This is a genomic window from Diaphorobacter sp. ED-3, assembly GCF_027625375.1.
GTDB classification, from domain to species: Bacteria; Pseudomonadota; Gammaproteobacteria; order Burkholderiales; family Burkholderiaceae_C; genus Diaphorobacter; species Diaphorobacter nitroreducens.
In genome coordinates, this window is the sequence record NZ_CP115182.1 from 909,920 (window position 1) to 921,335 (window position 11,416).

At 59.4% G+C, this 11,416-nt stretch carries 15 protein-coding genes; 2 read left to right on the forward strand and 13 right to left on the reverse strand.

The features are described 5' to 3' along the window. Window positions 1-31 precede the first annotated feature (31 nt). The 12 genes from PCQ86_RS04430 to PCQ86_RS04485 all read right to left on the reverse strand — a co-directional run bounded on the left by PCQ86_RS04430 (window position 32) and on the right by PCQ86_RS04485 (window position 8,056). The gene (locus tag PCQ86_RS04430; protein WP_270174962.1) at window positions 32-625 is read right to left on the reverse strand and encodes a recombinase family protein; all 594 of its coding nucleotides are present in this window, start codon (window positions 623-625) and stop codon (window positions 32-34) included. Window positions 626-768: 143 nt separating this feature from the next. Next, window positions 769-1,923, reverse strand: a complete 1,155-nt coding sequence (locus PCQ86_RS04435; RefSeq protein ID WP_270174963.1) for a zonular occludens toxin family protein — start codon at window positions 1,921-1,923, stop codon at window positions 769-771. Then, entirely contained in the window at window positions 1,920-2,213 is a 294-nt protein-coding gene (locus tag PCQ86_RS04440; RefSeq protein WP_270174964.1) for a DUF2523 domain-containing protein, read from the reverse strand. Before PCQ86_RS04440 ends, PCQ86_RS04435 begins: the two co-directional genes overlap by 4 nt. A gap of 2 nt (window positions 2,214-2,215) precedes the next feature. After that, window positions 2,216-3,592 carry a virulence factor TspB C-terminal domain-related protein gene (locus PCQ86_RS04445; protein WP_270174965.1) on the reverse strand — a complete coding sequence of 459 codons (1,377 nt, stop codon included), beginning with the start codon at window positions 3,590-3,592 and terminating at the stop codon, window positions 2,216-2,218. Between the two features lie 36 nt (window positions 3,593-3,628). Then, on the reverse strand, window positions 3,629-3,973 hold the full coding sequence (locus PCQ86_RS04450) for a hypothetical protein (RefSeq protein WP_270174966.1): 345 nt from the start codon (window positions 3,971-3,973) through the stop codon (window positions 3,629-3,631). Between the two features lie 145 nt (window positions 3,974-4,118). Beyond that, window positions 4,119-4,319 carry a major capsid protein gene (locus PCQ86_RS04455; protein WP_270174967.1) on the reverse strand — a complete coding sequence of 67 codons (201 nt, stop codon included), beginning with the start codon at window positions 4,317-4,319 and terminating at the stop codon, window positions 4,119-4,121. Between the two features lie 86 nt (window positions 4,320-4,405). Then, window positions 4,406-4,606 (reverse strand): hypothetical protein, encoded by a 201-nt coding sequence (locus PCQ86_RS04460; RefSeq protein ID WP_270174968.1) that lies wholly within the window; start codon window positions 4,604-4,606, stop codon window positions 4,406-4,408. A 51-nt stretch (window positions 4,607-4,657) separates the two neighbouring features. Continuing rightward, window positions 4,658-4,966 (reverse strand): hypothetical protein, encoded by a 309-nt coding sequence (locus tag PCQ86_RS04465; RefSeq protein WP_270174969.1) that lies wholly within the window; start codon window positions 4,964-4,966, stop codon window positions 4,658-4,660. Window positions 4,967-4,998: 32 nt separating this feature from the next. Continuing rightward, window positions 4,999-6,093, reverse strand: a complete 1,095-nt coding sequence (locus tag PCQ86_RS04470; protein ID WP_270174970.1) for a replication initiation factor domain-containing protein — start codon at window positions 6,091-6,093, stop codon at window positions 4,999-5,001. Between the two features lie 567 nt (window positions 6,094-6,660). Continuing rightward, the gene (locus PCQ86_RS04475; protein WP_270174971.1) at window positions 6,661-7,401 is read right to left on the reverse strand and encodes a hypothetical protein; all 741 of its coding nucleotides are present in this window, start codon (window positions 7,399-7,401) and stop codon (window positions 6,661-6,663) included. Then, window positions 7,398-7,613 (reverse strand): hypothetical protein, encoded by a 216-nt coding sequence (locus PCQ86_RS04480; RefSeq protein ID WP_270174972.1) that lies wholly within the window; start codon window positions 7,611-7,613, stop codon window positions 7,398-7,400. The genes PCQ86_RS04475 and PCQ86_RS04480 overlap by 4 nt, the downstream gene beginning before the upstream one ends. After that, entirely contained in the window at window positions 7,610-8,056 is a 447-nt protein-coding gene (locus PCQ86_RS04485) for a hypothetical protein (RefSeq protein WP_270174973.1), read from the reverse strand. Before PCQ86_RS04485 ends, PCQ86_RS04480 begins: the two co-directional genes overlap by 4 nt. A 92-nt stretch (window positions 8,057-8,148) precedes the next feature. Between PCQ86_RS04485 and PCQ86_RS04490 the strand changes: the two genes are divergently transcribed. Then, the gene (locus tag PCQ86_RS04490) at window positions 8,149-8,433 is read left to right on the forward strand and encodes a hypothetical protein (protein WP_270174974.1); all 285 of its coding nucleotides are present in this window, start codon (window positions 8,149-8,151) and stop codon (window positions 8,431-8,433) included. Beyond that, window positions 8,433-8,762: an iron donor protein CyaY gene (cyaY, locus tag PCQ86_RS04495; protein ID WP_012655694.1), complete on the forward strand. Its 330-nt coding sequence runs from the start codon at window positions 8,433-8,435 to the stop codon at window positions 8,760-8,762. Before PCQ86_RS04490 ends, cyaY begins: the two co-directional genes overlap by 1 nt. A gap of 75 nt (window positions 8,763-8,837) precedes the next feature. On the opposite strand, the gene PCQ86_RS04500 is transcribed toward cyaY, so the two are convergent. After that, window positions 8,838-11,222, reverse strand: coding sequence for a penicillin-binding protein 1A (locus PCQ86_RS04500; RefSeq protein WP_270174975.1), 2,385 nt, complete (start codon window positions 11,220-11,222; stop codon window positions 8,838-8,840). Window positions 11,223-11,416: the final 194 nt, after the last annotated feature.

Below are 11,416 nucleotides of genomic sequence, written 5' to 3' on the forward strand. Positions count from 1 at the left end.
GCTAAAGCAAAATACAGGCGCGCCGTGACAGCTACGCCCCAATCCTCGCACGCGTGAGATACGGCGCATCGGGACGAATCACGCGATAGATGGCGCACTTCACAGTGCCTATCCCAACGCCCCACAAATCAGCCAGCTCACGCATAGTGCGACCGCCCGCCAAGTACATGGCAACCAATTCCGCTTCATCATCCGGCGAAAGCACGCGCCTACGACCCCAACGCTTGCCACGCGCACGCGCCGCCGCCTGCCCCGCCATGACCCGTTCACGGATCATTGACCGCTCAAGCTGCGCCACGGCACCGAGCACCTGAAACGTAAATTCCCCAAAAGGGCTTGTCGTATCAAGCGGCTCAGTAAGACTCCGAATACATGCGCCCGCACCCTTTAGCCGCCCCTGAATCGCAAGCAAATCAGGCAAGCTCCTAGCGACTCGATCGAGCTTCCAAACGACAAGAGTATCGCCACGCTGAAGCGTTGAAAGCGCCACCTGCAATTGCGGCCGAGGCCCCACACCCGAGCCCGACTCAGTAAAAACACGACGCACGCCGTGACGCTCAAGCGCGTCACGCTGCAAAGCCGTATCCTGATCCTGCGTGCTAACACGCGCATAGCCGACCAACATCACCCCCTCCTTTGCGTCACCGGGAACGAAACGCCAAAATCTAGCGTCAATACCACCGCCCCAATTTCGCAAATAGCGCCTTAAAACCGCTTTGGCTACACTCCCCGAAATGGACTCAATAGCGTTGGCGGCACAATGGACAATCACCCATCCATGGCATCTACTGGGTGGACTGGCGATCCTGGCGGCAGCGGTGAAGATCGCAGGGAATCTGCGCGCGGGTTCGAGACGCCGGAAAGCATCGGCAGTGAGGTTACGGACGCGGCGTGAGCAGAACCAGTTTGATCCCGTTCAGACCGTATATTCTCCGAAACAGTACCGGAAGCCGCGCCCACCGCGCTAGCCTGCGGCGGGAGCGTGTAGGGATCAAACGGCCTACGCTTGATCCAGCTTGAACATGCTTCACTGGACACTTCAAGCTCAGCGCCGTCACTAGACACACACACGCACCGCCCACCCATGCACACACCACCCGCGATAACAGGCATGCGAACGACCTGACGCAGATGATCATAGGCGGGCGCAGTCCAAGGACGATCCGACAACCGGGGAACAAACGCCACGCGCTCATCCGGCGCAGCCGCCATATCTACAGCCGGCGAGGCCTGCATGGCGGGATTCACAGCAGAAGGCGCAGCAGACGCACCCGACGAAGCTGCAACCACGGCAGCGGGCTTAGGATTCATCCGCTCGCCAATCTTTTGATAGGCGAGCCAGGACAACGCACCAACAGACACCAGTGCGCCGAACATGACAACAAGCATCCAGGGCACGGACCGCACAGGCTTTACGTGCAAGCTCGCGCTTTTGTACTTACTGAAAATGTGCTTCGGGAGTCTGTAACGCTTTTTAATCGGCGCATTCTTCCACGCCGTTCGACAGTTATCCGCACATTCCGGCCACTCGTACCACCAGCGGCCCAACACTCCCAAGTCACGCAAGTGAACGTGCCGTCCAACCAGCGCGCGCACGTTCGAATCAACCAGATTAGGCCCCTGCGTGATGATGTACACATCCAGGCCGCGATGGCGATGCGTCTCCAACATCGCCACATGATCAGGCACCTTTTGACCAGGACCGCGAGGCCGCCAAATGCGCTGCACTTCATCAATAACGATAACCGCCCCATCTGGCACCAGCTCAGGCCAGCGCTCAGGCTCTTCCAGCTTTTCATGCGGGATGAGCAATTCAGGGATGCCATTGACGTACAACTGCCGCCCCGCGCCCAGCTCTTCCAGCATCGAAACAAGCGCAGCAGTTTTCCCCGTACCGGGACCACCTGTAAGCAGCGTAATCATGATGCCCCCTGGCCGGTTGTCTGTAGCGCGAAACGCTTCATGACCATCCACGCGAGCCCTGAAACAATGCCCCCGCTAGTGATCGCCATGGCATCAAAAAATCCAGCCATGGCCAGCAACTGAAGCACCTCAGGGAGCATGCCAGTCATCGCCGCCTTTGCACCATTCAACGCGCCACGCAGCGCCGTATCCGCACCTTCATAAGTGGTGTATCCGAAACCAAGCGCCACCAGCACCCGCGACACCAACGGCCAGGAAATGCGCGCCAGCCAATCAGCAATGCCTTCCATGCTCACACCTCCTTACGACTCAGACCGAGAAACGCGAGCGCCGCACTCAGGTACGCGAACCCCACCAAAAGAGGACGAATGCCACTTGCGAAATCGCATATCAAATCCCACCGAAATGCCATTTGCTTACCGAGAATGACGAACTCTTTCGGCGCGGGGCACGCCCCATCCGCCGGCCCGAAACCATCTTCCCTCTGAATCGACACAGGAACCGTCTTAGACGCCAACGCCTCAGGCTGCACATCGCCCAACTTCTGACAAGCAACGATGTCAGGATGCTTTTCGCACAACGACTGCTGCTCTTCGGGTTTAGGCCTATCCCCGTCACCGGGTTCAGGATCGGGCTGCGGCTGTGGATTCGGGTCAGCAGACCCCACCGGACGATCCACAGGCTGCATATCCACTTGCCACGGATTACTAGGAGTCGGGCTAGGGACGATGCGCACCCCAGGCTGCAAATAAGGCTGATTGGCAGGCCCCACCGGGCTATTGGGGTCATACTTGGGATTCGGCACAGGGTTGCCAGTAGGGACAAACTGCGGGCGATGCGCAGGATTCGGCCCAGGCTCAGGATTAATAAAGGGCTGCTCAACAGGCAAAGGAGTACCCGGAGGAAGCTCAAGAGGAACACTGTCGGGCATGGGCCAGCCCGGCTGATTAGCAGGGTTCAACAACTCTTCAAACCGAGGCTGCTGCACAGCGGGACTTAGGCAACCAGCAGGCGAAAACGTCCACCCGGAGGGGCACTGCGTCGCAGTTGCAGCACGCTTAATCAAAGAAGTACTATCCGGATCAGCCGTGCACGTCCGGCCTCCAGTACCGCAAACGTAGGTGGCGATAAAGGTAACATGACTTGCATTACAGCCAACGATTGAAAAGCTAGTACCCGCCGCTGCATTTTCTTGATAAACCGCAATAGCACGCGCGCAAGCGCCATCGGGATTCGGGAACCATCGATTCAGCGGATCGATAGCAGCGGCGTATTCAAATCCATCAGTACTTATCTGATCCCCAACTTCGCGCCACATGCCGCCAGATGCATCCCAAACGAGCTTGCCAGCACCAAGCCATAAAGCGATCCCCGCCGCAGTACGAATGCCAGGATGCAAAAAAATAGCCTGCGCAGCTATACGAGGAGCATTGGCCGCAAGCCTATATGCCGCAGGCATCCTGACCGCCTGCCCGCCCACGTTTGCAGTAAGCGCACCAGACTGGTGGATGACACGCCCAAACACCTGATCATTAGCGGCAGCGGCATAGCCGAATGCACCAGCACCGCCAGAAAACCCTGGTGGCGGCGCAAGTTGAGCATAACCAGCATGCGCAGTCAGAGAAAAGGCAGCAAGTAGCACCGCTACCAGCGCGCGCAGATAAGCCATACAGCCCCCAGGACGCCGATAAATGCGGCATAAAACTCAGGCGTCGCCATCGTTATCACCCCCGACATGAAAAACGGTGCGCGCAATGAACACGATGGCATACACCGCGATCCAAACGCCCGCGACCATCCAACCCATGCTTAAACCATCCTCAACACCGAGGAGATTGCAGGGTTGCGCGACAAAATCACTAACGAGCTGGAGAGGCACACCACCACCCACAGGCCGAAGCCCGTAAGTGATAGACGCTTCGGTCACCGACAGCAGATCGACCACATAGGCCGATCCGCCATGGTTCACCACTGCGCCAAGCTGGGCCGAAGCCACAGCTTGCGCAGCTTGCAGGGCCGTGCCATAGCAGGCTGCACCGACCTGAAACATCACCAGCGCCCCCGGCGCTCTTCACCAGAGATAACACCCCGGAGAAAATTGAACGTCATCACGGCGATGCGGGCAGAAAAAACCGCTATGGCTATGAGTAGAGCGTTGGCAGCCATGTCAGCCAACGCTGCCAACACCAACGGCATTACAGACCTTTGCGGATGAACTTGAACGCGTACACCGCGACGATCGCAGCGAGGACGATGCCCGCAACGGTCAGAGCATCGGTGGACAGGTTATCCAGGGCAGTTTGCACTTCCGTAGGAATGGCAGCGTGAGCGCTGCCAGCGGTAGCAGCAACGAATGCGGGGATCAGAGCCAGACGGGCCTTCACAGACTTGGTCATTTCATTTCCTTTGGTTAAAACGGTGCGGATTGCACCCGGAGGCCCTCGACGTTTCACAACGCTGGAGGGCTACCGGCTGGAATCAGCTACTGCCGCACATCGAAGGTGCGGAACACCACACCCTCACCGCTCAAATGATCCTGCACGGCATCAACCGCCGCTTCGGGCGTGCTGAACGGAGTCGCGTTGGTAATCAACGGCGTGGAGTCAACGCCGCCTTCACCATCCGCGCGCAGAAACGTGTAGTCATCGGTGGACTGCACGAAATAGCGTGGCGTGATCTGCATGGCGTACCCGGGAACGTTTTGAGTACTTTTAGCGTTGATAGGGAGGTGGCCTTAGGCCCCCTTAGCCCCTGCAACGGCCTTGGGCGTCAACACATGCATCACGGTCTTCATGGTCTTGCCATTCGTGACCATTTCCATCTCAGCTTCTGCCGTGAAAGGAAATGGCAGATGCTTGTATTTCTGGAACTCTTCGCTGGTGCCGAGCGTAAATTCACTGACAGCACTACCCTTTGCAGTGCCCTTGCTGTCATCCAGCGGCATCAACGCATAGACCTTGGTGCTGTCATAGGCCATGCCACTTTCGAGCTGGCCTTTACTGGACTTCATCCCGACCACCTGAATGGTTTGATTGAACTTCATAGCTTGATTCCTTTACTTGAATTCCGGCAGAGTCAAAGAGCCACTGCGGCCGGTGCGCAGGGGTTAGTGAATTTCTTGAGCGCGCACTCCAGGCCATGCGCCATCGTCGCGTGATCGAGGCCACGAAGCCCGCGAGGGATACGGCGGTGCGCCTGATCAACAACCAGACCGATCAACCAGTCCTCATTGGGCATGACCTTGGACACCTGCACCAAGGTAGGCGCGACAACACGCTGCAACCAGTTCACAACGCGCTGCGCGCTGGCCTCAGCGACTTTTTGGCCGGTAGGAATACGGGTAGCCGTATCGGTGTTCGCCACAAGCTGGAGCGCAGGGTATGCACCCGCGAAATACTCAGCGGTGCTGATCAACGCATCCCAAGGAATGATGCGATTGACGTTACGCAGCTCAGCCTCGGCACGGAGCCACCGGCTGTCCATCATTGCGAACTGGTGGCCCTTTTCATAGAAGCGTGCGAGCTTGCCGCTCTCGCGCTTGCCGACCTGAAAAGTACGACTATGACCAAGCATCGGCATGCCATCAGCATCGCGACCAAGAGACCAACAACCGTGCGTGGTGTACTTTGGCTTGCGGTTGCGATAGCTGAATTCATCGTGCTTATAGAGGTGCACAACTTCCTCGATGGTCAACTCGCCCTCAAAAAAATCCTTCGCCAAATCCACCCGCGTAATGGTCGGGTGCATATCCGCGAAATAGTCATGCACGCGCTTTTCCCAACCCTTGCGCGCCATGGTGCAACCCTCGCCTTTGAGGGTGAAACAGATAGTTCCGCGCTGCCCTTCGCCACCCGCGCTCACGCTGGCGACTTCATGACCAAAGGCGTTATCAATGGTGGTGGTGAACTCGTAGTAATCACGCCCCGGACGATCCATGCCCAACGTGTAGCCCAGCAGTTGCGCAAACACGTTGGCGTACCACCGGGCCAAGTCCTGGTCATCGGTGTAGCGAGGAATGCGCTTCGTTTCCGGGATTAATTCACGGCGCAGGGTGAAGCGCAGGTAGTCAACGATGACACCGTTTTGAGCCTTGGCCTCAAGCTGGCGTTTCTGGCAGACAACTTTCAATTTGCCGCCCTCAATAACCAGCTTTTCATCATTGGTGTTCATCGCCGTTCCCCACTTCCGAAATTTTGTTTACCCCCGTGTTACTCGGGGGGGCATCGATGCGCGGCGCGCCCGCGTCCGCGCTTCGCTTGCATGACGCGGGCGCGCCGACGCAAGCAGGGCCGCAGCCTGCGCATGACGCAGGGCACACAGAGGCCGAACGCACGCCAGTGGCCAGGAAATCCGCAACCGCCCGCCATGCCTGCGCGTTGGCAGAGCAGGGGACAGGAGCAGAGGGAGCAGGAGAGACAGACAGGGGCGCAGATGGCGCGGCTGCTGCGGATTCAGGCACTGGGCGCGTCCCTGCGGGACCGGGCTCTATGGCTTCGCCACCAAGCCCCTGCGGATCTTGGCCCATGCGGGTGACGATCCCTCGCGCTGGAGAACCAGCGACGGCGCGCACAGCATGGGGCACGGGTTGCGCAAGGCTTGACATGGGGTTTGGCACCCCATACCCCGCCCCCACCGAGCCCGCTTCGCGGGACGCGCTATTCGCGCTTCGGCGGGGCCCCAGCTTGTCTCCAAGAAGGGGGGTGGGCAGGACGCGCGCCAAATGGGTAAGAATGCGCTTCATGCAGCACTCCGAGCCCAGGCAGCGAAGGCGGCGCGCTTAGCCGCAGCACGCAAACGACGCGCAGCCTGGTCGCTGTTACTGCAACCCTGGTCCGCTGCAACAGCGACCAGGCACGACTGCACCGCGGTGGCTGCGACAGCCGACGGGCCGCAGCTCGGAGTAACAGCGAGATGCGCGGCCGGCGGCTGTAACTGCGAGCCGGCACACTTCGCGGCCAGCTCGACCAAGAAGGCCGCAAACGCGGGCGGGGTACGCTCACGATCAGCGGGCGACAGCTCCAACGTGCGACCAGCAGCTCGACGTAACTGCACGGGCAACTCGCCCACCTGATCGCGGCTTGCGCCGACGATGTACAGATAAGTGGGCTTCGGGGCGGCATGGCCCCACCAGCCTTGATCTACCAGCAGCGTCCAACCACCCCAGGCATCCACATGGCCGGGGTGAGGCAGGCCAGCAACGGGCCATAACGTGCTACCCCAAGGATGCTCCAGCACACCACCGCAGCGGCGCACCTGCTTAACCGCGAAAAGGGCCAGAGCTTTTTCGCCGGGGCGCGGTTTGGCCCACTGGCGCAGACGGCCCCAGCCACGACATGGCGGATGACAGACAACAGGATTGGAGCCCACGTATCCGCGCGCATCACGCTCGGCATCCCACACATCGGCCACCAGGTCAAAGTAACAAGAGTCCGAACGGGCAAAGAGGACCGACACACCTGGCCGCTGTAACTGACTCATGGCAGCAGCCCTTGCGCGCCCTCGAGACGCAGGACGTACAGGCGGGCGCGGTCGGGCGTCTTGCCGTCGCGCAGGTACGCGGCGCAGGCCTGCGCGGCGGCTTTGTAGTCGGCTACAGAGCGGACATTGCCGTCGCGGACGGATGCAGGCACCGGCGCCGCAAGGGCGCGACGACAGCGGTATTGCAGGTCGCGTTTGGCTTCGGGGCTCATTGCAGAACCCCGTCACGGCGCGCGCCATACAAGCCGACGTGCTTCCAATTGCGATTGCACTGAGCAAAGCGCACCATCGACTGAAGCAACTCGTTCACGCTGCAATCGAGCATGGCGGCCGTCTCGCGCAGCTTCGCAATAATCTCGGGCTTGTCGGTGAAATCGACCCGAGCCTTATCAGCGCGGTAAGCAGCCTTACGGGCGGCAGCGCTGGCATGCTTCGCCTTACGACCACGACGCGCCGCAGCATGCCTTTCACGGAATTCACGCGCCAACTCATCCGGCACAAGAAAAACATCATCGATGTTCTCAGGCTCGGTGCCACCCTCGCCGCCAACCTCAGCCAGGAGGGATGCAGGCGCGCCCGCACAGACGGGAGGGTGACAAACGTTTACCGCATCGCATGCGGCAATCTCAGGGAAAAGCAGTTGAAGGTCTGGCATAGCTGGCCCCATGCGTGATAAAGTGGCATTAGCATTTTTGCGATACATAGCAAAGTTGCTAACTAGTCCACATATTAGCAAAGGTGCTAACTATGAGCCAATTGAATTTATTAATCGAAAAAGCGGCATCGATAGCTGGTAGCGAATACAAGCTAGCGCAAATGCTGGGCATGCAGCAGCCCACCATCACCGCATGGAAAACGGGCAAACGGCCATGCTCAGCACCAGACCGCGCGGCACTCGCAGATGTAGCAGGAGAGAACGCAGCCGAAGCCGCAGTAGAGGCAGTGATCGAGGGAATCAACCTCGAGACGCCAAAGGGTCAACGCGCTAAAGACGCTCTAATGCGGGCCCTAGAGAACATTCGAAAACTGTAATGACCGACCTCGAATTCATGGACCGTGCAGAAAAGCTGCTGCTGGCGGTGGAACAAAGCTGCGACCGTATCAACGACACCACCGACGCTGATCTGGATGGCCAGCGTACGGGGGGCATGGTGACCATCACCTTCCGCAACCGCAGCCAGATCGTGATCAACCTTCAAAAGCCGCTGCACGAGATATGGATGGCGGCGCAATCCGGCGGATATCACTTCCGCCATGACGGGACGGCGTGGATGGATACCAAGGGTGCCGGCGAGTTCTTTGCAGCGCTCAGCCACAACGCCACTTTGCAAGCGGGGGAAGCGCTCCAGTTCACCGACTAGCGGCGACAGCGCGGCTCGGCCAACAAGCGAAGGGCTGCGCAAATGATTGCGCGGGCGCACAGGCTCGCCTCTTCATCAATTACGGAACAGGTCTAGGATACGGTTGCGCTCTTCGGGTGGAGGCGGTGTTCCCGGAGCCGGCGCACCGTCGGTGGGGGTGGCGCTCTCCATACCCACACTGGCGACGCCCGCGTTGCGTGCATATTCTTCGTAGAACCATTCGCCACTCACGTTCACGACGCCAGCGGGTACGGTGGGCTCTGCCACTGGGACGCCCTTAAGCGCTTTTTCCATGAAGCTGATCCAGACCGGCAGGCTGAGTCCGCCACCGGTCTCACGGCTTCCGAGGTTGCGCGGCGTGTCATAACCGATCCACGTCACAGCAGCCAGCGTGGGCTGGAAGCCTGCAAACCACGCATCGACTGCGTCATTGGTCGTTCCTGTCTTGCCATAGATATCGGGGCGTTTGAGCGTGGCCTGTGCACGTGCCGCCGTGCCGGAGCGCGCGACTTCCTGAAGCATGCTGTTCATGATGAACGCGTTGCGTGGCTCAATGGCGCGGGGGTTGTCTGTGACGGCGGGAGGTTGGAAATCCGACAGGATGCGTCCCTTGTGGTCCGTGACACGGGTGATGAGATAGGGGTTGACGCGGTAGCCGCCGTTGGCAAACACCGCGTAGGCCGAAGCGAGTTGCATCGGGGTGACAGAGCCTGCGCCCAGCGCCATCGTCAGATAGGGAGGATGCTTGTCGGCTTCGAATCCGAAACGGGTCACCCAGTCCTGCGCGTTCTTGGGGCCGACAGCCTGCAGGATGCGAATGGAGACGACGTTCTTGGAGCGGGCAAGCCCTGCGCGCATGGTCATGGGACCGTCGTACTTGCCATCGTAGTTCTTGGGCTCCCAGGGTTGCCCGCCTGTCACGCCCGCACTGAAGAACAAGGGAGCGTCGTTGATCACCGTGGCAGGTGTGAAGCCCTTTTCCAGAGCGGCGGAGTAGATGAACGGCTTGAACGCCGAACCTGGCTGGCGCCAGGCCTGGGTGACATGGTTGAACTTGTTCTTGTCGAAGTCAAAGCCGCCCACCAGGGCACGGATGGCACCGGAACGCGGATCGATGGCCACGAAAGCACCTTCCACCTCAGGAAGCTGGGTGATTTCCCAAGTCTTCTTGGGTGTTTGTACGACCCTGATGACCGCGCCCCGGCGCAGTTTGATGTTGGGCGGGGCTTTCTCGCTGAGTCCGGACTGCGCGGGCTTGAGGCCTTCGCCCGTGATCTCGATCTGTTCGCCATCGGCGCGGGCCGCCAGAATCCTCTTGGCGTTGACCTCCAGCACGACCGCGGCGAGCACATTGCCGTTATCCGGGTGGTTGGCCAGAGCGTCGTCGATGGCGTCTTCGGTCTCCTCAGACGCGGAGGGTAGGCTGACAAACCGCTCAGGCCCGCGGTAATGCTGTCGGCGCTCGTAGTCCATGATGCCCTTGCGCAACGCGGTGTAGGCTGTCTCCTGCTCGCCGGCATTCAGCGTGGTGTACACATTCAATCCGCGCGTGTATGCCTCGGGGCCGTACTGCGCGTAGATGAGTTGACGCGCCATCTCGGCCACGTACTCCGCATGGATGCGGGTCGAGTCCGTCGACGAGCGCAGCTTGAGATCTTCTTGCTTTGCAGCAGTGGCTTCCTCGGCAGTGATGAAGCCGTTTTCCAGCATGCGATCAATGATGTACAGCTGCCGGATCCTTGCGCGCTTGGGGTTAGAGATGGGGTTGTAAGCGGACGGGGCCTTCGGAAGGCCAGCAAGCATGGCTGCTTCGGCAATGGATATGGACTTCAGCGGCTTGCCAAAATAAGTTTCTGCGGCTGCTGCAAATCCATAGGCGCGATTTCCCAGATAAATCTGGTTCATGTAGATCTCGAGAATCTGGTTCTTTGTTAACAGATGCTCGAGCTTAAATGTGAGCAATATTTCGTAAATTTTTCTGGTAAATGTTTTTTCGGAAGAAAGATAAACATTTCGCGCCACTTGCATGGTAATAGTGGAAGCACCCTGGCTTTTTACGCGTCCTAGATTGGCCAGCGCAGCGCGCAACACCCCTTTGTAGTCCACGCCACCGTGCTGGAAGAAGCGTGCGTCTTCGATCGCCAACACTGCATTGGTCATCACAGGGGGGATGTCCTGGATGGGCGTCAAGTTGCGCCGCTCCTCACCGAACTCTCCCAGCAATGCGCCTTCTGCGGAGTACACCCGCAGGGGTAGCTTAGGGCGGTAGTCCGCCAGATCGGACACATCAGGCAGATTGGGATATGCCACCGCAAGGCCCAGTCCGATGGCGAGAGCACCGGTCAACGTTGCGGCGGCGCCCAGGCCAAGGATCCACGTGAACCCCAGCAGAAGCCAGCGCACGGCGCGTGGCATTGAGGATGTGGGCGGGGAAGATGTTCTGTCGGGAGGCTGTGGCATAGGGTCTCGATACGAGGCAACCCGTCATTATAAAAATCTTGGCGTTTCGCCTTGGCTGGGACGCCTTGCCTTGGTCACCGCGCGAAAAATAGGACCGACGATTCAGCGATAGCACCTGAAAATCGTCTGCTTTTGACAACGCCGCTTTTGTGTGAGAAAGGTAAAACTCTTGGCTGGTGAAGAACCTTACTGAT